Source organism: Pseudomonas fluorescens, from assembly GCF_902497855.1.
GTDB lineage: Bacteria > Pseudomonadota > Gammaproteobacteria > Pseudomonadales > Pseudomonadaceae > Aquipseudomonas > Aquipseudomonas fluorescens_BI.
Genome location: NZ_CABVHU010000008.1, coordinates 183344 through 205826 on the forward strand (window position 1 = coordinate 183344; position 22483 = coordinate 205826).

Consider the following 22483-nt stretch of genomic DNA (forward strand, 5'->3'; position numbering starts at 1 on the left):
TGATTTTACGGATTCAAGCATCGAGGATAGTGAGGGATACACCAAAGACATGGTATTGCGGGCGCCGATCCGCATGAATACCGTTTTTGCCAGACAGTTGATCAATCGTGCCGAATCCGGCATGGAATCGCTGCTGAGCTGGGACACCCAGCAGATGAAAGAGCCGCCCATTCCCAACGGCCTCGGCGCGCAGCCCATGGATTTTTCCGGTGCGTACTCCCTGTATTTTCTCGAACTGTTCCTGTACTTGCCCTGGCTGGTGGCTCGTGTCGAAAGTCTGCGCCGCCGTACTCAGGAATGGACCCAGGCCCGAGACCAGGCAAAACTCGAAGCCGCGCAAATCAAGGCGCAACTCGCCGTCTTCGATGAGCAACACAAAGCCACCCAACTGCAATTGCGCCAGGCGCAAACCGCCTTGAACCAAGCCAAGGCCACCCATGATTTCCTGCTGAGCAGCAACCGCTTCAGCAAATCCCAGACCTATGACTGGCTGAACAGCAAGTTCGCCAGTTTCTATTACAGCGCCTACAACACCGCTCAATCGTTATGCCAGGCAGCCGAAGCCTGCTGGCAGTACGAGATGGGCGATTTCACTCAGACCTTTATCCGTCCCGGGGCGTGGAACAGCAGCTACCGGGGCCTCGGTGCCGGGGAAGCGCTGAAAATGAACCTGTTGCAGATGCACCGTGAGTATTTGAAAAACAACAAGCGAGACCTGGAAATTCGCAAAACCGTGTCGCTGAAGTGGCTGCTGGACAAGGATACAGAATCAAAAATCAACAAAAAATGGGAGGAGATTCAATGCGATCTGAAGGCAGGCAGTTGCGTATTTGAGCTGACGCAAAAGATGTTCAACGACGATTACAAGGATCAGCAACATTACCTGCGACGAATCAAAACCATCAGCGTGACCTTGCCTGTTATCGTCGGTCCCTATCAAGATATCCGCGCCATCCTGAGTCAGACCTCCAGCAAAGTTGAAATGGCCGCCACCCCGGGCACCGTCAAGGAAAACCTGAGAGCGAGCCAGCAGATCGCCCTCTCTCACGGTGTCGATGACAACGGCCAGTTCCAGCTCAACTTCCAGGATGAGCGTTACCTGCCGTTCGAATACACCGGCGCCATCTCATGCTGGCGCCTGACCTTCCCTAATCATGACGCCCAGATGCCCATGATCGAATCCCTCACCGATATCATCGTGCATGTGAGCTATACGGCCAGGTGTGAGGGCGGTTCGCTATGAACGAACAGCCGCAGCCCCTGATTCAAATCAATGCGCCTTCCCTGCCCAAGGGCGGTGGTGCCATACAAAGCATTGGCAAAGGCTGGGGCGCGGTGGGGACCAGCGGGGCGGCATCACTGGAACTGCCTTTGCCGATTTCACCCGGGCGCGGCTTTGCCCCGGCGCTGGCGTTGGGCTACAGCAGCGATGGGGGCAACAGCCCGTTTGGAATGGGTTGGCGCGAGACGGACAATGCCATTTCCCTGCGCACCACCAAAGGGGTACCGGCTTACGCGGGTAACGATCAAGTGGTCGGCCCTGGTGGCGAGGTGTGGATGCCCGAGCGCAACGAAAGCGATGGCTCGCTGATCTCCCGAGGCGAAACCACCTACAAGGGTCTGCCGCTGGGCGACGAACATAGAGTGGTGCGCCACTGGCCGAGGATCGAGGGCGAATTTGCCTTGATCGAGCATTGGTCCACCCCCGCCGACCCTGCTGGTTTCTGGCTGATCCATGGGGCAGATGGCAGTTTGCATCTCTACGGTAAAACCCGACACTCGCGCCGGGCGGACCCGAACGAAGAAACCCATGTCGGCGTGTGGATGATCGATGAAAGCCTCAACACGCGAGGCGAGCACATTGTTTATGAGTACAAGCCTGAAGAGGACGCCCCCGCGCCGCCACAGCAGCGTGACTTCCGCGCACAGCGCTACCTCAGCCGCGTTTGCTATGGCAATGAAAAAGCCCATCCGCATCTGTATGCGTGGAGTGCCGATAGCTGGAAAGACCAGCACTGGCACTTTCACCTGGTGTTCGACTACGGCGAGCGCAGCACTGAGCTCGAGACGGCGCCCTCTTTCGATGAAACCCAAGCGTGGACCACTCGCAGCGACGCATTCTGGAATTGTGCCTACGGGTTCGAACTGGGCACCCGGCGCCTGTGTCGACAGGTGCTGATGTTTCATCATTTCCCCAGTGAACTGGGGGCAACACCGGTGCTGGTTCAGCGCCTGTTACTGGAGTTCAGGGCCAGTCCATTGGGCTACAGTCACCTGACCGCGAGGTCAAGCAACTGGCGCGCCTGGAACTGCGCATCACGTATGCGCCGGAGCACTGCCCGGCAGATCGCCCGCTGAAGCTGACCATGAACAATGGCAACGACGTGCCCCTGACCGAGTTGCGCTGGCGTGTTGCGGCTTACGCGCCAGGCGATACGGTGAACCTGGCCGACAATCAATACGCCGCGCCCCGCTATCGTGGGCCTGGGGAACTGCAGGCCGGTGCGAGCTGGGACGACTGCTTGCCGATACCGCCGTTGCGTCCCGGTTATCGCCCGCAAACCCTGGAGTTTCGCGCCGAGCGATTGCAGGGTAGTTTCTCTGACTGACCGCGTTATCGTTTGTCGCGGGCCCGTCGGATCGCCGCACCGCTCGCGCCTACACATTTTCCATTGCTCAAGGACCGCGCCATGCCCGTTGCGTTGATTACCGGATGTTCCAGCGGCATTGGCCGCGCCCTGGCCGACACCTTCAAAGGTGCCGGTTACCAAGTCTGGGCCACCGCCCGCCGGGCTGAAGACGTAGCGACCCTGGCGGCGGCCGGGTTTACCGCCGTGCAACTGGACGTCAACGATGGCGTGGCACTTGAACGGTTGGGCGAGCGCATCGATCAGCAACTGGGTGGTCTCGATGTGCTCATCAACAACGCCGGTTATGGCGCGATGGGCCCACTGCTCGACGGCGGAGTGCCGGCCATGCAGCGCCAGTTCGAAACCAACGTGTTCGCCATCGTCGGCGTGACCCGGGCACTGTTTCCGGCGTTGCGCCGGGCCAAGGGTCTGGTGGTGAACATCGGCAGTGTGTCCGGCGTGTTGGTCACGCCGTTCGCCGGCGCCTACTGTGCCTCGAAAGCGGCGGTGCATGCCTTGAGCGATGCGCTGCGCATGGAACTGGCGCCCATGGGTATTCGCGTCATGGAAGTGCAGCCGGGGGCTATCGCGTCCAGTTTCGCCAGGAATGCCGGGCATGAGGCCGAGCAATTGATCAGCGAACAATCGCCCTGGTGGCCGCTGCGTGAAGGCATCCGGGCTCGGGCCAAGGCGTCCCAGGACAACCCGACCCCGGCGGGTGAATTTGCCGCCGGTTTGCTCAAGGCCGTGCAACAGGATAAACCGCCAAGGCTGGTTCGCCTGGGCAATGGCAGCCGGGCGTTGCCGTTGCTGGCGGGGTTGGTGCCCAAGGGGCTGCTGGAGTCGGGGTTGATGAAGCGGTTCGGGTTGCGGGGGCAGCTCTAGGACCCTTATTTCACATCTGCTTGTTTCACCACCACCGTACACGTAATCCCCGCCGCCAACAGCACCCCCTCCGGCACTTCATCGATATGAATCCGCACCGGCACTCGCTGTGCCAGGCGCACCCAGTTGAAGGTCGGGTTCACATCCGCGATCAGCTCACGGCTCTCAGGGTTATCACGGTCATAGATACCGCGGGAAATACTCTCCACATGTCCCTTTAGCACTTCCCCACTCATCAACTGCATGTCGGCCTGATCGCCGACCCGCACGTGCGGAAGTTTGGTTTCTTCGAAGAAGCCATACACCCAGAACGAGTTCATATCGACCACGGCCATTTTCGCTTCGCCGATGCGCGCGTAGTCGCCGCGATGCACGTTGAGGTTGGTCACGTAGCCGTCCACCGCGGCGCGCACTTCTGTGCGTTTGAGGTTCAATTGCGCGGCTTCGAGCTGGGCCTGGGCATGCTGGTAATCGGCCAGGGCCGAGTCGGCGATGTTGCTGGCGTCGTCGCGGTTTTCCCGGGAGATCACCAGGTTGTCCATGTCGGCGCGACGATGGGCGTTGACCTTGCGCATTTCCCAGGTCGACTTGCGCGAGGCCACCAGGGACTGCGCCTGTTTGACCGCAATGCGGTAATGCTCGGGATCGATGCGCATCAACAGATCGCCCTTCTTCACCAGCTGGTTATCGCGCACCGGTACGTCCACCACTTCCCCGGTGACGTCGGCGGCGACATTGATGATGTCGGCGCGCACCCGGCCATCACGGGTCCATGGCGTATTCATGTAGTGCTCCCACAGGGTGCGGCCGATCCAGATCGCGAGGACCAGCACCAGCAAGGTGGCGAGCAGACTGAAAAGCTTTTTCATCAGGGCCTTCTTCAGTGATAGAGAGTCAACGGTAGATAGTCAGCGCCAGGGCGCCGAACAGACAGGTAAACAGACTTAGGCGCAACAGCGCCGGGTGCCAGAAGAAACGGTACAGGTCGAACCCGGACAGGAATCGGTCTAGCGCCCAGGCCAGCGCCGCGGCGATGAAAAACATCAGCGTCATGGTGGGCATGTAGACGCCGTGGAAGGCGATTTCACGGGGCATGTTCAAGTCCTTGAGGCGGGGTGTTCACGTACGCGGCGAGCGGCGATTGCGGATCGAGCAACGAGGTGCGGATGAAGTGCAGGTAGCTCTTCACCCGGCGCAATGCCGAGGTGTCGAAGTGCGGGGCGAAGGGTTCGTCGGTGGCTTGCACGCGGCTGATGGCGTGGTCCACGGCGATCAGAGCGCGCTGCAGATTGCTCTGGCTCGGCTGCAGAAACAGCCGCACCAGCGAGCGGCCCATCACCCGGATTGCCTGGCGCCACGGCTGGGATTCGGCGTAGGCCGGATGCACCGGCAGGATCGCCTGTTCCTTGCGCAACTCGATGATCGCGTGGCCGACTTCCAGCACCACGAACATCCAGCGCAGCAAGTGCCGTTGCACCTGCGGCTGACCCGCGGCGAGGCCATAGGCCTGGTGCAGCAAATCCCGCGTGCTGCTTTCAAAACCCGACGCCAGGCCTTTGAGCTTGCCGCTGATCGCATACACCACTTGCCCGCGCAGATCCTGCTCCAGCCGACGCCATAACCAGCGGCTGTTGGGCGGCAGGATGATTGCCCCGGCCGCGGCGCAGACCAGCATGCCGAGCACCATGGCGATGTAATCGTTGATGAAGGCGTAGGGGTTGTAGACAGTGAGGTTGTCCGGCACTGAACCGGTGCTGAAGAAGATCAACAAACCCAGACCGACACCGGCGTATTGCGGCCGCGACGACAGGAACGAACCCAGCACAATCACCGGCGCGAGCATCACGCAGAGCAAGGGAAAACCATCGATCCACGGGAAGATGAAAAACATCTCGACGAAGCCGATCAGCGCCCCGAGCAGGGTGCCGCAGGCCATCTGGAACGCCATGCGTTTCGGGTTCGGTGTCGCGGCGGACAGCCCCACGGTGGCGGCGGCGATCAGGGTCATGGTCGCCCCGCTAGGCCACGCCGTGGCAACCCAATAGCTGCCCAGCACCAGCAGAATGAACGCGGCGCGAATTCCCGAGGCGGCTGATGCCAGCCAGTTGGTTTGCGGGGTGAACGGTTCGTCCCAGCGTTCCCGCTCGTGGCTGTGATCGGCCAGGGAGGCATGGGTCTGTGCATAACTGTGCAAGTCGTCGACGAAGCGATAAAGCAATTCGTAGGCGGTGTGAAAATCCAGCTGCTCGGCATCGCTCGGATCGCTCTGCTCAAACGTCGCCCGCAGGCTGCGGACTTTCGCCGGCAAGTCTGCCTTGTAACTCGTCAATGCAGATGTCAGCCGTGCGGCGTCGGGACTGGTCAGGGCGCGACCGCTGAAACCGTCGAGCAATTCGGCGAGATCCTGCAGACCCGGCTTGATCGCCGCGACAACGTGATCGGTGCCATTGCTGCGCAAGCGTTCGAGCAATTGGTGCAAGGCGTTGAACCGGGTGGTGATGCCCATGAACTCACTGTTCAAGCGACTGAGCCGACCGTTGCGCCGACGCATGTGCGGATCTTCGAATACCGTGACGCTGCGCAGCCCTTCCAGGCCGACAGCCTCGGCGATAAAGCGCACGTTGCTCGCTTCGAACGCGTCACGCTGGCTGCGGCCGCGCAAGCCATCGGTGACGAACAACGCGAACACGCCGAAGCGCTGATACAGGGCATTGCGCATCGCGGCGCTGGCGGTTTGCGGCAGGATCGCGGCGCTGACCACGGTGGCGCAGAGAATCCCCAGGGAGATTTCCAGCACCCGCCACACAGCAGCCATGAATGCGCCATCCGGGTGTGCCAGCGCAGGCAAGCCCACCATCGCGGCGGTGTACCCGGCGAGTACAAAACCATAGGCGCGAAAGTTGCGATAACGCGCCGCGCCGGCCGAGCAAATGCCCACCCATATCGCCAGCGAACCGAGGAACAGTTCGGTGTTCTGTGCGAACAAGGCAATCAGCGCGACCATCACCGCCGACCCGGCCAGGGTGCCGAGGAAGCGATAAAAACTCTTGGCGAACACCTGGCCGCTTTGCGGCTGCATGACGATGAACACGGTGATCATCGCCGTGCGCGGTTGCGGCAATTCCAGGCGCATCGCCAGCCACAGCGTCAGGAACGCGGCGAACAGCACTTTGAAAATGTAGACCCAGGTCACGCCATCGCTGCGTGCCCAGTCGAAAAACCCCCGGCGCCATTCCAGGGAATACAGCCAGCGCAAGGGTGCGGGCAAGGGAGTCATGGAATCCTGCTCAATGGTCGAAGGTGGCACGGCGAAAACTGATCCCCTGTAGGAGCTGGCTTGCCAGCGAAGGCGGTAGCACATTCAACATATGTGTTGTCCGACAGGACGCCTTCGCTGGCAAGCCAGCTCCTACAGGTTTTGTGTTCAATTCGAGAGGCTCGTGAGGATGGCCGGGGTTTTCGGTGCGGTGGTCTGGCTGTCTTTCGGCACATCGTTACCTGCGCCCAACCCACCGCCGAGCGCCGTCACCAGTTCGGCATGAGCACTGAGCCGCGCGGCCTGCACCTGTTGCTGGACCTGCTGCTGCTTGAACAACAGGGTCTGGGCGTTGAGCACGTTGAGGTAGTCAGTCAGCCCACGCTGATAAGCGATCATCGCGATGTCGTAGGTCTTCTGCGCAGTGGCCACCGACTCGGCGGCAAAGCTTTGCTGCTTGTCCATGGACTCGCGACGGATCAACTGATCGGAGATGTTCTTCAGCGCATTGACCAGCGTCTGGTTGTACCTGGCCACGGCAATGTCATAACCGGCCGAGGCCTCGCCCAGCTCCGAACGCAAGCGACCGCCGTCGAAGATCGGCAACGAGATCGCCGGGCCGACGCTGTAGTTGAGTTTCTGGCCGGTCAAAAACTCCAGCGCCCCGCCGCCGGTGGCCATGTAGCCGAGGCTGCCGACCAGGTCGACGTTGGGATAGAAACCCGCGTGAGCGACATCGATTCCCCGCGCCTGCGCCGCCACTTGCCAGCGGCTGGCGACCACGTCCGGACGCTGACCGAGCAGTTGCGCCGGCAGCGACGACGGCAATTTCAGCGCCGCGCCCAACGACAATGTCGGCCGTTGCAACTGCGCGCCCTCGCCCGGCCCTTTGCCAGCCAAGGCGGCCAGTTGATTACGGCTCAGGGCGATTTCCTCGTCCAGCGCATCGATCTGGCGATGGGTTTCCGGCAACGGCGTTTCGGCCTGGCTGACTTCGAAATGCGTGCCGATTCCGCCGTCGAGGCGCTTTTGCGCCAAGTCGAGGATTTGTTGTTGCTGTTTCAGGGTGGCGGCGACGATGTCCCGTTGCGCGTAGTGCAACGAGAGTTCGATGTAGGCGCGCACCACGTTGTTCTGCAATTCGAGCTGGGCCAGGCGGGCTTCGGCGGCACTCATGTGGGCCAGGTCCACGGCGCGTTCGGTGGCATTGCTTTCGCGCCCCCAGAGATCGAGCGCGTAGCTGAAGCCCAGCGCCGCATTGTTGTCCCAGGTGGTGGTGTTGGCCAGATCGCCGGGGCCGTAGAACTGATCGGTGGGCCAGTTGTGGCGCTTGAGGGTGGACTCGCCATTGACCTGCAGCGATTCGGCGGACTGCGCGATGCCCGCCATGGATCTGGCCTGGCGCACCCGGGCGGCGGCCATGGCGATGGTCGGGCTGCCTTGCACGGCGAGGTCGATCCAGCGGTTCAGTTGCGGGTCGCCATACGCCTGCCACCATTGCGCGGCGGGCCAGTGGGCGTCCTGCGCAGCGCTCTGGATGGCTTGGTCGGTGGCCAGTGAATTGGCCTCCAGTGCCTTGCCCTGCGGGGCAATGCCGGCAGTTCCGATGCAGCCGCTGATTGCCAGGGTTAAAGCCAAAACACTGAGCGTCTTTAGCGCTCTGTTGATGCGACGCGGCACTGCTGCGATTTCCTGAAAGAAGGGGTGCCCCTGTAGGAGCCAGGCTTGCCGGCGAAGAACGATGACGCGGTGCAACAGATGCATCGCGTCATCGTTCTTCGCCGGCAAGCCTGGCTCCTACAGGGTGCACGCAATTCTAGGGGGCGGCTGGAAGGGCGATAAGTCGGGATTCTTGTGAATCTTTGTTACCGTTAACGCGATAATCCCTTTGTCGGGGTCTCAGCCACTGAAACTTCGTGTCACAATTTGCCATCGAACCCGAGAGCACCCCATGGACACTTTGCAAAACATGCGCGCCTTCAGTTACGTGGCCGAGGCCGGCAGCTTCACCGCCGCCGCCGTGCAACTCGACACCACCACGGCCAACGTGTCGCGCGCGGTCTCCAACCTGGAAGCCCACCTGCAAACCCGCCTGCTCAACCGCACTACCCGCCGCATCGCCCTGACCGAGGCCGGCAAACGCTACCTGTTGCGCTGCGAGCAGATCCTGGCCTATGTCGAAGAAGCCGAAGCCGAAGCCAGCGACGCCCACGCGCGTCCGGCCGGGCAACTCAAGGTGCACACCATGACCGGCATCGGTCAGCACTTCGTGATCGACGCCATCGCCCGCTACCGCAGAACCCACCCCGACGTCACCTTCGACCTGACCCTGGCCAACCGCGTACCGGACCTGCTGGACGAGGGCTATGACGTGTCCATCGTCCTCGCCAGCGAACTGCCGGATTCGGGCTTCGTCTCCCAGCGCCTGGGCATCACCTACAGCATCGTTTGCGCCTCGCCGGCCTATGTAAAAGCCAACGGCTGCGCCCATAAACCCAGCGACCTGCTCAATCACGCCTGCCTGCGCCTGGTCAGCCCGGTGATTCCCCTGGAAAAATGGACCTTCGACGGCCCGGAAGGCCAGGAAATGGTCACCATCAACAGCTCCCCCTTTCTGGTGAATTCCGCCGACGCGATGACCACCGCGATCATCAGCGGCATGGGGGTTGGCGTGTTGCCGGTGTACGCGGCCATCGAAGGACTACGCAATGGCACGCTGGTGCGGGTGATGCCGAACTACCGCTCCCAGGAATTGAACCTGTATGCGATCTACCCGTCGCGCCAGTACCTGGATGCGAAGATCAAGACCTGGGTCGAATACTTGCGCGGGTCGTTGCCGGAGATATTGGCGGCACATCAGGCGGAACTGGCGGCGTATGAGTTGAGCGGGAGCCTGGGTGGGGTTCGGTTGGCGAATTGACCACCGACTATTGGCGTACCGACCACCGACTACTGTAGGAGCGAGCTTGCTCGCGATGGTCGTTAACGATAACGCTGTAAACCAGACATCCAGTGCTGGCCTCACGTTTTTCGCGAGCGAGCTCGCTCCTACAAGGGGCGTGATGTCTGAGGATGTTTCCCACATGTTCTGTCGGTTGTCGTGTGGGAAGCGAAATAGGTAGGCTTTGGGGGTCGCTGACGAATCAGCGATCAGGCCTGGAAAACCTGACCACTACCACAGCTCATGGCATACTGCGGCGCTTTTTTATGCTCGCAATGTTATGGCGGCTGTGCGCGGGAGACCTTCGGGTCTGCCGGCTTTGGTCTGTGGTCCGGTTTTTCCAGTCCGCGCACAGCTGCCACCCTATCGTCTGGAAAACGAAAAGTGGCGGTCCTGACACGCAGACCATAGAGATACGCCCTCATGTTTAAGCCGACGCCTAATCCCCCTGAAGCTGACTGCATTTCCTCACCAGAACCACTCACCTTCAAAGCCTCCTTCCCGCCCCACACACCCAGCCATCTATTCGTCGTCGCCCCCAACATCAAGACCGAAACCCTACTCGTCCACGCCAGCGAATCCCTCGCCTCGGCCAGTGTCATGGCCAGTGACCTCGCCGGATTCCTCGAAGGCCCGCATCGCAACACCATGCTGGGCATCCAGCAGGTGATCATGCTGGGTGAACTGGCCGTCAATCGCGCGCTGGACAATGTCGATCCGCAGGATTAAAAATCCGCGCCAGGCCCTGTAGGAGCTAGCTGCCCGGCGATCGCTACAACGAGGTGTGCCTGACACGCCGCTATCGCTGGCGAGCCAGGTCCTACAAGGGTTCCGAGTACATCCGGGAAATCAGGTCGGCTTTCGGGCCGCCTTCGCGAGCAGGCTCGCTCCCACATTTTGATCTGGGTACATCTGTAAGAGATTGGTCGGCTGGCAGGCCGCTATCGCTGGCGAGCCAGGTCCTACAGGGGGTTATGGGGGACATCCGCAGAAACAGGTCGGCTGTCGGGCCGCCAAGATCAAGATCAAAAGATCGCAGCCTTCGGCAGCTCCTACCTTGGGTCAGCGTATTTCTGAGAGAGATTGGTTGGCTGGCAGGCCGCCTTCGCTGGCAAGCCAGCTCCTACAAAAGATCGGCGCACACCACCACTCCCCACCACTCATCAGGCCGAGCGTTAGCTCGCCTGCAGCTCTTGATCTTGATCTTGATCCACCCGCCCCGTCGGGAGGCTGAGTGGAGGTGTTCATCCGGGGAGTGGCGCGCAGCGCCGTTCGACGCAGTCGAACACGCTGCATGTAGGTCGTCGCGAAGCAGACCGGAGGGCAGTGTCCCCGGATGGACACCGGAGCGAAGGAACGCCGAGCCTTAGCGAGGGGCCGGACGCTTGGGGCGAGCCTTTTTTTGCTTACTTTTTTTTGGCGTTTGAAAAAAAAGTGAGTCGCCGTAAGGGCGAAACCCTAAGTAGCCGTTACCGCAGCAACGGATATGTACCCAGTCAACCCACAACATGGTCGGCCCAAAGGCCGCCAAGTCCAAAAGATCCCAGCCATCTCGCACAACCCCAGGGAAGAATGTTAGCGTGCTTGGCATTCACCAAGCCCGACGAGCCCTTCCCCCATGAAAAAGACCGTCCTCGCCTTCAGCCGCGTCACCCCGGCAATGATCGAACGCCTCAAGCAAGACTTCGACGTCATCGTGCCCAATCCGAAAAACGGCGACATCAACGCCCAGTTCAACGAAGCCCTGCCCCACGCCCACGGCCTGATCGGTGTCGGTCGCAAACTCGGTCGCGCCCAGCTGGAAAATGCCGCAAAACTGGAGGTCGTCTCCAGCGTCTCCGTTGGTTACGACAACTACGACGTCGCCTACTTCAACGAACGCGGGATCATGCTCACCAACACCCCCGACGTCCTCACCGAAAGCACCGCCGACCTGGCCTTCGCCCTGCTCATGAGCAGCGCCCGGCGCGTCGCGGAACTGGACGCCTGGACCAAGGCCGGCCAATGGCAAGCTACCGTCGGCGCACCGCTGTTCGGTTGCGACGTACACGGCAAGACCCTGGGCATCGTCGGCATGGGCAACATCGGCGCCGCCATTGCCCGTCGCGGGCGCCTGGGTTTCAACATGCCGATCATCTACAGCGGCAACAGCCGCAAGACCGAACTGGAACATGAACTTGGCGCCCAGTTGCGCAGCCTGGACCAATTGTTGGCCGAAGCCGACTTCGTCTGCCTGGTGGTGCCGCTCAGCGAAAAGACCCGACACCTGATCAGCCACCGCGAACTGGCATTGATGAAACCGGGCGCCATCCTGGTCAACATCTCTCGCGGTCCGGTCGTCGACGAGCCGGCATTGATCGAAGCCCTGCAGAACAACCGTATTCGCGGCGCCGGCCTGGATGTGTATGAGAAAGAACCGCTGGCCGAGTCGCCGCTGTTCCAGTTGAAAAACGCTGTCACCTTGCCGCACATCGGCTCTGCAACCCATGAAACCCGCGAAGCGATGGCCAATCGGGCCTTGAGCAATCTGCGCAGCGCCTTGCTGGGTGAACGACCGCAGGATTTGGTCAATCCACAAGTCTGGAAGGGCTGAATGACCCACGGCACGTCTGGATGGACGTGCCATTTCCATAACGGCTGCATCAATGTTCGGCGACGGACCACTTCCTGGTTCGTCTACTGCGCGACTTAGCCTGACTCACCACAAGAGACATAAGTTGCAACTCAGTTCATCGTCGGGCTTATTCACAAACGTTATAAACTCCAAAAAACCTGGAGCAGTACCAAACGGATTTTGGAGCACACCTGAATGAATCAATTCACCACCGTCTGCGCAATCAGACGGAGCAAAGTACTGATTGTCTTGATGGCGGCACTGTTCGGCATAGCCACCCTGATCAATAACTTCACCGACTATACGGCCTACACCGAGTATATCGGACGAATCATCAGCATGAGCCATACCGAGGGTAACGATTCCCGACGCTACCGGGCAGTCACCTCAACCCTGTTCCACCACCGGTTTTACTGGGCAATCATCACGCTCGAGATTATCTACACCTTCAGTTGTCTGTACGGGACTTATCAGCTTTTTCGAAAACTCAATGCGCCACGCAACGACTTCCACGAGGCCAAGAAGTTCGCCATAGCCGGTTTGACCACCGCTATCTTTGTTTACTACGTCCTGTACGTCGTCATACTTAACGAATGGTTCGACATGGAGTATTCCGCCCAAAGCAATGCCTTTTATTGGGCACGAAGTAACATTGAATACATGTTCTTCGCACTGATATACCTGGTACTGGCGCATGACAAATGAACACGTTTCAGTTCATGCCAATTTGCCTGTCAGCGGTTTGCCTCTCGCATCGGGTTTGCGAAAAACCAGCACATTACCCAGCATGACCAGCACCAGGCCCGCCAGTGCCGGGGTGGTCCACTGATAACCCTCGACGAAGGCCGACACATTGAGTGCCACCACCGGGAACAACACCGTGCAATAGGCGGCCCGCTCCGGCCCCATGCGCCCGACCAGGGTCAGGTAGGCAGTAAACCCGATGACTGAACCAGGAATCACCAGATACAACAACGAGCCGATGTAACGGGCATTCCACTCCATATCGAATGGAATGCCTTTGACCAGGCACCAGGCCGCGAGCATCGCCGCGCCATAGGCCATGCCCCAGGCGTTGGTGGTCAGTGGCTTGAGACCGGCCTTCTGCTGCAGGCTCGACAGCATGTTGCCCGCCGAAAAGCACAGGGTGCCGAGCAGGGCCAGCCCCAGCCCGAGCAAGGTTTCCGGGCTGGCGGTATGACCGGCGAGTTCGGGCCAGAACAACAGGCCGAGCCCGAGCAACCCGAGCGCACCGCCCATCAGCACATTGCGCGCGATTTTCTGGCCAAAGAACACCCGCGCATTGAAGGCATTCCACAGGGTGGCGGTGGAAAACACCACCGCCACCAGGCCGCTGGGGATCCACTGGCTGGCGGTGAGAAAGCACATGAAATTGATGCAAAACAGGCACAACCCCTGCGCCACGCAGATCAGATGCCCGCGGCGGTTCATCACTTGCAGCTTGCGGCTGAGCAGCAATATCACGAACAACACCAGCGCGGCGAGGCCGAAGCGATAGACAATCGACACCGGGATGGCCACCACGCCCAGTTGCCATTTCAGGGCAATCCAGGTGGTGCCCCAGATCAGCACGGTCAGCAAATACAACGAAAGGTTCATGACAAAGGCTCCGGGATGGGGCAACGCTGTTAGCTTCTGTGGCGAGCGAGCTTGCTCGCGCAGGCTGCGAAGCAGCCCTTTTTGTGAGTGCTGCGCAGCGGCCCTTTGTGAGTGCTGCGTACTCAAGCGGGAGCAAGCTCCCTCGCCACAGGACATTGCCTGGGCAGGTGCCCAGTGTCCTGCGCCAAACCTTTTCGCACTTGCATAAACTTGCGCTTTTGTCAGGCCAAGGCTGGCAGGCCAACGCCTACGGAGTAGGATGCAAGGCGTTGGAGAGAATCGATCATGTCCGCACTGGAAAGCCTGCAAGTGTTTCAAGCCCTCAACCGCTCGCCCAATGCTCGCCTCGAGCACAGCGCCGAGCTCGGTGACGGCATGGCAGCAGCCTTGTGGAGCAACCACCACGACGCTCAGGATTACGAAGCCCCGAGCCACCACACCCTGTCCTGCTATATCGCTGGCGGCACCGGCACCTTTCGCCGCGACCGGCCCGGCACCAAGGGCGGCCCGGACAAGCTGTGCATCCTGCCGGCCGAACACCGGTCAGCCTGGGTGATCAACGGCGACATTCGCCTCGCCCATGTTTATTTCAGCCCGGAACAGTTTGCCCTCGGCTGCGTCACGCTGCTGGACCGTGAACCGCGCGAACTTCAGTTGCGTGAACGCACCTTCCTCGATGACCCGCAGCAAGCCCGACGCTTTCGGCAGTTGATCACGCTCGATTGGCAGGAGCCCGGCGAACGCCTGCTCACCAGCAGCCTGGCCCATGAGATGCTCAGCCACGTGTTGCTCGGACAGGTCGGAATGCGCGAGGGCTTGCGGCTCAAGGGTGGATTGGCGGCGCATCAGCGTCGGCAGTTGGTCGAGTTCGTCGACAGCCAGTTGGCAGAAGCCATCAGCCTGGGGCAACTGGCAGGGTTGTGTGCGCTGTCGGAGTATCATTTTGCGCGGATGTTCAGGGAGAGTTTCGGCTTGCCGCCGCATCAGTATGTATTGGCTCGACGACTGAGCCGGGCGCGGGAATTACTGCGCACGACGTCGCAACCGCTGGGGGACATTGCCCTGGCGTGCGGGTTTGCCAGTGCCAGTCATTTTACCCATCGGTTTCGTCAGGCGCTGGGTGGGACGCCTGGGGAGTATCGGCAGGCGTTTTTGCGCTAGACCCGGGGTTTTCGGCGCCTGTCAGGCCGCCTTCGCGGGCAAGCCTCGCTCCTACAGTGATCGCATTCATTCAAACAACTCGGTCGACTGTAGGAGCGAGGCTTGCCCGCGAAGAACGATAACGCGGTTTCTAATCAAAACTCCAAAGTGCTGGAAAGCGTCACCTGCCGCGAATCCCCCATCGACACAAAAAACCGGCTCGCCGCCGACGTGTAATAAGTACGGTCAAACAGGTTCTTCACATTCAGCTGAAACTTGACCTTCTGCCCTTCAACCCTGGTGTCGTAGCTGGCAAATGCATCGGCCACCGTGTAGCTCGGCAGGTCGAAATCGTTCACCGCGTTACCCGCCCGTTCCCCCACATACCGCGCCCCAGCGCCCACCCGCAGTTGATCGCCGCCGATGACAGTGCCGAAGTCGTAGACCGCCGACAGCGAGCCAGTATTTTTGGCGACGTTCTGCAGCTTTTTGCCTTTGTAGATCGGGTCTTCAGTGACCTCTGCATCGGTATAGGCATAGCTGCCGATCATGCTCCAGCGGTCGCTCAGTTGCCCGGTCAAATCCACTTCCAGGCCGCGGGAACGCACTTCGCCGGCCGCGCTATAGATCGTCACCGGGCCTTCGGAGTTGGCCACCAGCACGTTGCGCTTCTTGATGTCGAACAGCGCGACGTTACCGGTCACCCGGCCAGGGATATCGAGCTTGGCCCCCACTTCCCAGGACTTGGCTTCTTCCGGGGCGATGCTGCCGTCGAGCACCGTGCTGCTGCCACTCAGCGGGGCGATGGTCGAGTTGGGTTTGAACGATTCGGTGTAGCTGCCGTAGAACGACAACGCATCGGTGTAGCGATAGACCAGGCCGGCGCGCGGTACCCATTTCTGCCCGTTGCTGTCGGTGTTGGCCTGGAACGGTACGCCTTTGCCGGCGTACTGGTCGTATTCCTGGAAGCGTGCGCCAGCCACCAGGATCCACTGGTCGGTGAGGTGGATCGAGTCCTGCACGAACACCGAATCACTGCGCAGCTTATCAGTCTGCGCGCTGTCGGCCGGGCTCACGGTGGTACCGGCGACTTCGCGGCCGTAAACCGGGTTGGTGTAGCTGAAGGTGCTCAGGCTTCTCTGGCGGATCAGGTCTTCGCGGTAGATCTTGCGGTACTCGTCATCGATGCCGAACACCAGGTCATGCTGCATGCCCGCAACGTTGACCTTGCCTTCGAGGCTGGCAGTGGTGAAGCGGTCGGTGCTGATGGCGTTCTGCGTGCCATCCATGCTCCGGGTCAGCGTGCCTGCATTGGTGTCGATGGCCGTGATGCGCACCTGGCTGGCATCGTAGGTTTCGCGGTTCCAGCTGTAGCCGAAGTGGGCGTTCCAGTCGTCGTTGAGCGCGTGGTCGGCCTCGAAGTGATACAGGTCAGAGCGCCCTTCCATGTTGTTGAACGGCTCATCCAGGCGACGATCACGGGAGATGCCCAGCGGATGGTTGTCACGCGGATCGATGACCGTGCCACGGTCGAAGGGGGTCAGGAACTCACGGTGTTCATAGGCGAACAACAGCGTGGTGCTTTCACCGAACCAGGCCAGGGACGGCGCCACCAGGGTCTCGCGATGGGTGCCGAAGTTGCGCCAGTAGTCTTCGTCCTCATGGTCCAGGACCATGCGATACGCCAACCCGGAATCGCCCAGGGCCCCGGTGCTATCGAGGCCGCCACCGCTGCCGTTTTTGCCTTCACCATAGGTCGAGCCGCGCAGGGTCAGCGCGTTGTATTGCTCAAGCTCGGGCTTCTTGCTGACCATGTTCACCACACCGCCCGGGTCCTGGATGCCATAGAGCAAGGAGGCCGGGCCCTTGAGCACTTCGATACGTTCGACGCTGGCATTGAGGCCACGGCCCTGCACCACCGGCATGCCATCACGCATGATCGAGCCGTTGCGGTTGTCGCCGAAGCCGCGGGTCATCACCGAATCCTGGGTGCTGCCCAGGGTATTGCCCTGGGTGATGCCGCTGACGTTGGCCAGCGCATCGTCCAGGTTGCGCGGTGCCTGATCGCGAATGACCTGGGCCGGGATCACGTTGACGGTCTGGGGGATTTCCTGGAGCAAGGCCGACGAGCGCATCACCGAGCTGGTGGGCGGCGGCTGGTAGCTCATGGATTGATCCGTCACCGAAGTGATGGTGGTCGCGCCCAGGTTCAAGGTGCCTGCGGTGGGCAACGGCTCCAGCACCAGGGTGTGGCCGTCGGTGCGACGGAAGGTGAAGCCCGAGCCGCCGAGCAAACGCTGCAGCGCCTGCTCGGCACTCATCTGTCCGCTGACCGCCGGGGCGGTGATGCCGTAAGGCGCCTCATCGGTGTAGACCACGCTGATGCCGGTGACCCGGCTGAAATCACTCAAGGCCTGGGGCAGTGGTTTGGCGGCCAGCGCAAAGCTGAATTGGGTACGCTGCTGGTCAGTGCCGGCCTCAGCGGCCAGCGCCATGCTCAACGGCAGCAACGCCAGCGTCGAAAAGCTCAAGGCAGACACACCCAACCATTGTTTGACCGAACCCGATTTTGCCCTGGACTTCATTGCTCATGACCTGTGTGGAACCTACTGGATGCGAATGAATCGCAGTTTCAGTCACTACACGGATGGGGATCGGGTTTACCTCACTAGAAAGTTGAAAATATTTCTATCGGGAGTGATCTGGTGTGTGATCTGACGCCTTCGCTGGCAAGCCAGCTCCTACAGGGGATTGCATTCCAGATGGGACGGCGCCGTCGCGAGGTGAATGCATTCCAAATGTAGGAGCTGGCTTGCCAGCGAAGGGGCCCTATGCTTCACCGCAAAATAATCAAATGCCCCAGAACGCTGTGCTGCTCAAACCCCAACACCCCCTGCAACGAACTCAACACCGCCTGCGGGTCCTTGCTCGGAAAACTGCCACTGACCCGCCGTGCCGCCAGTTCATCGTTAAGCAACAGGATCCGCCCCGGGTAATAACGCCCCAGGTCCTGGACCACTTCCGCCAGTGTCGCCTTGTAGTAATTGAGCCAACCCTGACGCCAGGCCAACTGTGCTTCGCTGTCGACGCTGTGGAGTTTTTCCGCCAAACCATCGCCATAAGCCACTTGCTGGCCGGCGGTGAGAATCTGTTGCCCGGCCTGTTTATCCGCCGTGACGCCAACCCGCCCGGACAACACCGTGACTTGCGCGCCGTGGGGTTGCAGGCGGACTTCGAACTGCGTGCCCAGCACCCGCGCCTGACCCTTTTCAGCGTCCACCACAAACGGATCGCCAGTGTGCGTTACCTTGAAAAAACCGGCACCGCGACGCAACTGGACATGCCGCTCGCCATGACTGAAATCCACGGCAATCGCGCTGTCGGCATCCAGGGTGACTTGCGACTGATCCGCCAGGGTGACGGTGCGGATTTCCCCCGGCGCCGAGACATAGTCCGCCCCCAGGTCATCCACCCAGCGCGACGGCTGCCAGCCAGCGCCGAGGCTGATCATCAGCACCAGGCACGCCGCCATTGCCAACGCACCGGACCAACGCCGCACGCCGGGCCGGCGCGAGCGGTTCATGGCGTTGAGGTAACCCTGCAGGGCCAGGGCTTCTTCATCGGCCAGGGTTCGCGCCGGTGCTTCGGTCAATTCCCACACCACTTGCGCCCGGGCATACGCCTCGGCATGGGCGGGGTCGGCCTGCAACCAATGGCTGAAGGTGGCCTGATCGCCGCTGCTCGGCCGGTCATGCAACAGACTCAGCCAGGCCAATGCCGCCTGCTCCTGAGCGGGCGTCGGGGTGACGCGTTCAATGGTATTCACGGTGCTTTCCCTGGCGTGCGCGGTTGGGGTTCGCGAAGGCTGGCCTTGCAGGCTTCGAGGGCGCGCATCATATGTTTTTCCACGGCGCTTTGGGACAAACCCATGGCCTTGGCGATGTCGGCGTATTTGCGCCCGTGGATGCGGTTGAGCAAAAAGATCTGCCGCGTGCGCTCGGGCAAGGCGCGCAACGCGGCTTCGACGTGACGCAAATCGTTGCCCGCCTCGAGTGCGGCTTGCGGCTCACTGCCGTGACTGTCCGGCGCATCCGGCATCCAGCCTTCGTTGACCCGCACCCGCGTGCCTTCGCTGCGCAAATGGTCGATGGCAATGTTGCCGGCGCAACGCAACAGGTAGGTGCTGAGCTCTTCGACCTGCACCAGCGGCCGGCGCCAGAAGCGCAGGAACAAATCCTGCACCAGGTCCGCCGCCGTCGCCCGACAACCGACGCGCCGACTCACCAGCGCTTCCATTTGCGAGCGCTGGGAAAGAAATACCTGGAGGAAATGCGCACGGGCGCCCCGATGCTCATCATCGCGGGATTCCGGAGGGCGGGCGATCATCCGCTCAGTACTGCACAAACGCGGCAACGGGGCTGGCGAGCAGGCTCACCCCGGCCAACGACAGCGCCAGGCGCGGGCGATACGGCAGCAACAGCACCAGCAACAACCCACTGAGCATCAACACCGCAAACCATTGCACCAGCCCGAGTCCCCACCCCGTCGCCGACACCGCCGCCCACAAGGACAAGGCCAGCAACAGCCAGCCACTGATGCGCATGCCTTGGCGGCGTCGGACCGAGGGTTTGCGGCCCAGCAGATCGGTGTGATGCCGATCCATCGACAAACAGAGCGCGGTGAACCCGCCATAGCACAGCAAAAACACCAGCAACATCAGCGCGCCCCCCGCTCGAGTGCGATCGTTCGCGCACGTTGTGTCCGGGGAACCCTTTCAGTCTGCCCGGAGCGCTGCATTTTCCACGCCGCCCAGGCGAGGAACACACCGCTGCCCAGGCACGTCAGATCAACACCGGCCATGGCCCAGTCCCCCTGCGCCAACGTGACACCCAAGTGATAGGGGGTGGTAATGGCGTTCAACAGCGGCACCGCGCAAAACAGCAACGCGGCCAGTGCCAATTGATCGATCCACGCCGCACGACCACGACGGAGCATGGCATGCAGCACGCTCAAGCCCCAGACGATGAAGAAACTGTTCACCTCCCAATCCGCGCGCCCGACCATGTCGACCGGCAACAAGCGATTGGCCCAGAAGAACGCCGCCACTGCAGCCACCAACCCCGACATGCTGGCGATGTTCAGCACTTCCACCAGCCGCAACTCGAACGGCATCACCGCGCTTTTCGCATGTTTGAGCTGACGCTTGCCGAGCCAGATCACCAGCCCGGTGCCGATCATCGCCGTGCCTGCCAGCCCGCAAATGAAGTACAGCCAGCGCAAGACCGGGCCGGCGAAATGGCCCATGTGCAAACCGTAGAAGGCGCCGGAAATCGCCATAGGCAAAGGCTGTTGCGCGGTCGTGCCGAGCAACTGGCCGGTGACGCCATTGAAGGTCAGCGCGCTGCCGAAGTCGTGGACCACGCGGTCGGCGCCATCACGGAAAAGCACGACCGTGGCATTCGCATCACCCGGATTATTGACCGTCAGCCGCCCCACCCCACCGCCCGACCATTGTTCGCGGGCCTGTTCCAGCAGTGGCGCCATCGCTGTCAGCTGACCCGGTTTACCCGTGGGCTCAGGCGTATTGGCGGCCGGAAATACCTCATCGTAAAACACCCGGACATCGCCCTTGTACGAGGCAAGGATGCTTGCCGGCATCACCATCGACATGAAAATCACCAGGCTGCTGTAGGTGATCATCAGGTGGAACGGCAACACCAGCACGCCCACGGCGTTGTGCCCGTCGAGCCAGGAACGCTGGCCTTTGCGCGGGCGAAAGGTGAAGAAGTCCTTGAAAATTTTCTTGTGGGTGATGATCCCGCTGATCAACGCGACGAACATCACCATGGCCGCGATGGTCGACAACCAGCGCCCCCACGGATACGGCATCTGCAGCTGGAAATGGAAGCGATAGAAGAAATCGCCGCCCCTGGTTTCCCGGCCCTGCACTTCGGCACCGGTTTGCGGGTCGAGGAGTTTCTCGGTGAATTGACCCCGCTCGCCACGCTTGGCCGGAGTTTGCTGCCACCGCACCGAAAGGCCGGGTTCCCGTGCATCGGGCAGATCGATAAGCCAGCGCGAAGCACCGGCGGCGTGTTGCTGCAGATAGTCCTGGGCCAGCGTCAGGCTGGCCTCGGAGCTAACGGATCGGGCGGGAATTTCCGGCTGCATCCAGTGACTGATCTCGTCCTTGAAATAGGCCAGGGTGCCGGTCAGGAAAATGGCAAACAGCAGCCAGCCGAAGATCAGCCCGGCCCAGGTGTGCAGCCAGGCCATGGCCTGACGAAAGCCCTCTTTCATCAATGGCCCACCCAGTACGCCAGGCCCGACAACGCTGCCAGCACCAGGCTCGGCACGATCAGTCCCAGCCAGGCCTGCCATGCGCTGCGACAGGCAAAACACCACAGCACCGCGACGAGGTAGGCCAGAAACGAGGTCATCATCCCGATCACCACGGCTTCGGCGCGGGCCATAGGCAACCACAGGCTCAGGCTGACACTGGCCAGCGCCGCCACGAGGTAACCGCCCAACACGGCGGCCAGCACCCGCGAAGTGACCGCCAGTCGATAGGAAACGGGGAGACTTTTGCCTTTCATGTTTCGACCTTGAAGCGAGGGTGGGATCGCGTGAAGTCACGGGACCTGCAAGGTCGCAATATTAATGATAAATATTCTCATACGCAAAACAGATCCGATGAGATCGTCACTGTCGATCAGTGGATCCTGGGCGTTTTGAAAGACAAGTCACGATCATGCATGGCGCACAAACGCGAACGGGCCTGCATCAGCAGGCCCGTTCTGTGTGGGACGGTAAAAGTGAATCAGGCTTCAGCCGTTTTGCGCAGCCTGTTCGTTCTCGAGAAACTCGTCTTCCAGCAGCGCATCGGCAGTTGGTCGCTCGAACGGCACCACGGCGGCACGCGGTTTGCCCCGCAGTTTGCCGAATAGATGTTCCAGCGCATGTTCGAGTTTTTCAGCCGCGCCATCGATGGCCAGTTCCAGGTTAGCGGCTTTATGGGTTACAGAAATCGGTTGGTGGCCTTTTGGCCGCGCTTCCAGCTGGCAGCGCATGTCGTGCGGTCCGGGCTTGTCGCCGTTTTCGTCCCGCAGGTGAACCTCGACACGGGTCAGGTCCTCTTCATAACGTTCGAGCGTGCTCTCAATGGTAGTACGTACCCACTCCTCCAGTCGGATGCTGCTTTGAATATGGTTATCGCTGTTGACTTGGATTTGCATAGTTCATCCCTTATTTCAGCTAGCTCGCGAGAGGCACATCGGCTGGCCCTTGGGCGTCATCACCGTGACCTCTTACTTACACAATCGGTGTGCGCGCGAAACAATTCAACCCCTGAATAAAGATAAATATGGATTTGCAAAAAAAGTCGGACAACCGGTAAA

The 22483-nt window shown here is 61.0% G+C and carries 20 protein-coding genes and 1 pseudogene; 9 read left to right on the forward strand and 12 right to left on the reverse strand.

The annotated features are described in order from the left end of the window. The first annotated feature begins 73 nt into the window (after positions 1-73). The 4 genes and pseudogenes from F8N96_RS17670 to F8N96_RS17685 all read left to right on the forward strand — a co-directional run bounded on the left by F8N96_RS17670 (position 74) and on the right by F8N96_RS17685 (position 3515). Positions 74-1243, forward strand: a complete 1170-nt coding sequence (locus F8N96_RS17670; RefSeq protein WP_224794106.1) for a hypothetical protein — start codon at positions 74-76, stop codon at positions 1241-1243. After that, positions 1240-2358 carry a SpvB/TcaC N-terminal domain-containing protein gene (locus F8N96_RS17675; RefSeq protein ID WP_150798872.1) on the forward strand — a complete coding sequence of 373 codons (1119 nt, stop codon included), beginning with the start codon at positions 1240-1242 and terminating at the stop codon, positions 2356-2358. The genes F8N96_RS17670 and F8N96_RS17675 overlap by 4 nt, the downstream gene beginning before the upstream one ends. Beyond that, positions 2280-2609: pseudogene (locus F8N96_RS17680) on the forward strand (multidrug transporter); the annotation flags it as partial. The gene F8N96_RS17675 and the pseudogene F8N96_RS17680, both read left to right, overlap by 79 nt. Positions 2610-2690: 81 nt before the next feature. After that, positions 2691-3515, forward strand: a complete 825-nt coding sequence (locus F8N96_RS17685; protein WP_150798873.1) for an SDR family oxidoreductase — start codon at positions 2691-2693, stop codon at positions 3513-3515. Positions 3516-3520: 5 nt separating this feature from the next. Here the strand turns inward: F8N96_RS17685 and F8N96_RS17690 are convergent, their stop codons facing one another. From F8N96_RS17690 to F8N96_RS17710, 4 genes are all read right to left on the reverse strand, one after another. Then, the gene (locus tag F8N96_RS17690; protein WP_150798874.1) at positions 3521-4384 is read right to left on the reverse strand and encodes an HlyD family secretion protein; all 864 of its coding nucleotides are present in this window, start codon (positions 4382-4384) and stop codon (positions 3521-3523) included. Positions 4385-4409: 25 nt separating this feature from the next. Further along, positions 4410-4610: a DUF1656 domain-containing protein gene (locus F8N96_RS17695; RefSeq protein ID WP_150798875.1), complete on the reverse strand. Its 201-nt coding sequence runs from the start codon at positions 4608-4610 to the stop codon at positions 4410-4412. Continuing rightward, entirely contained in the window at positions 4600-6792 is a 2193-nt protein-coding gene (locus F8N96_RS17700) for an FUSC family protein (protein WP_150798876.1), read from the reverse strand. The genes F8N96_RS17695 and F8N96_RS17700 overlap by 11 nt, the downstream gene beginning before the upstream one ends. Positions 6793-6939: 147 nt before the next feature. After that, positions 6940-8451, reverse strand: a complete 1512-nt coding sequence (locus F8N96_RS17710) for an efflux transporter outer membrane subunit (protein ID WP_150798972.1) — start codon at positions 8449-8451, stop codon at positions 6940-6942. Between the two features lie 271 nt (positions 8452-8722). Between F8N96_RS17710 and F8N96_RS17715 the strand changes: the two genes are divergently transcribed. From F8N96_RS17715 to F8N96_RS17735, 4 genes are all read left to right on the forward strand, one after another. Continuing rightward, entirely contained in the window at positions 8723-9691 is a 969-nt protein-coding gene (locus tag F8N96_RS17715) for a LysR family transcriptional regulator (RefSeq protein ID WP_150798877.1), read from the forward strand. Positions 9692-10135: 444 nt separating this feature from the next. Further along, positions 10136-10441, forward strand: a complete 306-nt coding sequence (locus F8N96_RS17720) for a DUF6124 family protein (RefSeq protein ID WP_150798878.1) — start codon at positions 10136-10138, stop codon at positions 10439-10441. 889 nt (positions 10442-11330) lie between these two features. After that, entirely contained in the window at positions 11331-12305 is a 975-nt protein-coding gene (locus F8N96_RS17730) for a 2-hydroxyacid dehydrogenase (RefSeq protein ID WP_150798879.1), read from the forward strand. Between the two features lie 216 nt (positions 12306-12521). Beyond that, the gene (locus F8N96_RS17735; protein WP_150798880.1) at positions 12522-13031 is read left to right on the forward strand and encodes a DUF2165 domain-containing protein; all 510 of its coding nucleotides are present in this window, start codon (positions 12522-12524) and stop codon (positions 13029-13031) included. 12 nt (positions 13032-13043) lie between these two features. Here F8N96_RS17735 and F8N96_RS17740 read toward each other — a convergent pair whose 3' ends face one another. Next, a complete protein-coding gene (locus tag F8N96_RS17740) occupies positions 13044-13946 on the reverse strand; it encodes a DMT family transporter (RefSeq protein ID WP_150798881.1) in 903 nt (300 codons plus the stop codon). 285 nt (positions 13947-14231) lie between these two features. Here F8N96_RS17740 and F8N96_RS17745 point away from each other — a divergent pair, with 285 nt between their 5' ends. Continuing rightward, positions 14232-15107 (forward strand): AraC family transcriptional regulator, encoded by an 876-nt coding sequence (locus tag F8N96_RS17745; protein WP_150798882.1) that lies wholly within the window; start codon positions 14232-14234, stop codon positions 15105-15107. A gap of 134 nt (positions 15108-15241) precedes the next feature. On the opposite strand, the gene F8N96_RS17750 is transcribed toward F8N96_RS17745, so the two are convergent. From F8N96_RS17750 to F8N96_RS17780, 7 genes are all read right to left on the reverse strand, one after another. Further along, entirely contained in the window at positions 15242-17671 is a 2430-nt protein-coding gene (locus F8N96_RS17750; protein ID WP_150798883.1) for a TonB-dependent siderophore receptor, read from the reverse strand. A gap of 251 nt (positions 17672-17922) precedes the next feature. Next, positions 17923-18912 (reverse strand): FecR family protein, encoded by a 990-nt coding sequence (locus F8N96_RS17755; RefSeq protein ID WP_150798884.1) that lies wholly within the window; start codon positions 18910-18912, stop codon positions 17923-17925. Then, positions 18909-19472, reverse strand: a complete 564-nt coding sequence (locus tag F8N96_RS17760) for an RNA polymerase sigma factor (RefSeq protein WP_150763904.1) — start codon at positions 19470-19472, stop codon at positions 18909-18911. The genes F8N96_RS17755 and F8N96_RS17760 overlap by 4 nt, the downstream gene beginning before the upstream one ends. A gap of 4 nt (positions 19473-19476) precedes the next feature. Continuing rightward, positions 19477-19803, reverse strand: a complete 327-nt coding sequence (locus F8N96_RS17765; RefSeq protein ID WP_150798885.1) for a DUF3325 domain-containing protein — start codon at positions 19801-19803, stop codon at positions 19477-19479. Further along, entirely contained in the window at positions 19803-21386 is a 1584-nt protein-coding gene (locus tag F8N96_RS17770) for a PepSY-associated TM helix domain-containing protein (protein ID WP_150798886.1), read from the reverse strand. Before F8N96_RS17770 ends, F8N96_RS17765 begins: the two co-directional genes overlap by 1 nt. Beyond that, complete coding sequence (locus F8N96_RS17775; protein ID WP_150798887.1) at positions 21386-21682, reverse strand: DUF3649 domain-containing protein; 297 nt, start codon at positions 21680-21682, stop codon at positions 21386-21388. The genes F8N96_RS17770 and F8N96_RS17775 overlap by 1 nt, the downstream gene beginning before the upstream one ends. Before the next feature lie 231 nt (positions 21683-21913). Beyond that, the gene (locus tag F8N96_RS17780) at positions 21914-22321 is read right to left on the reverse strand and encodes an HPF/RaiA family ribosome-associated protein (protein WP_008070486.1); all 408 of its coding nucleotides are present in this window, start codon (positions 22319-22321) and stop codon (positions 21914-21916) included. Positions 22322-22483: the final 162 nt, after the last annotated feature.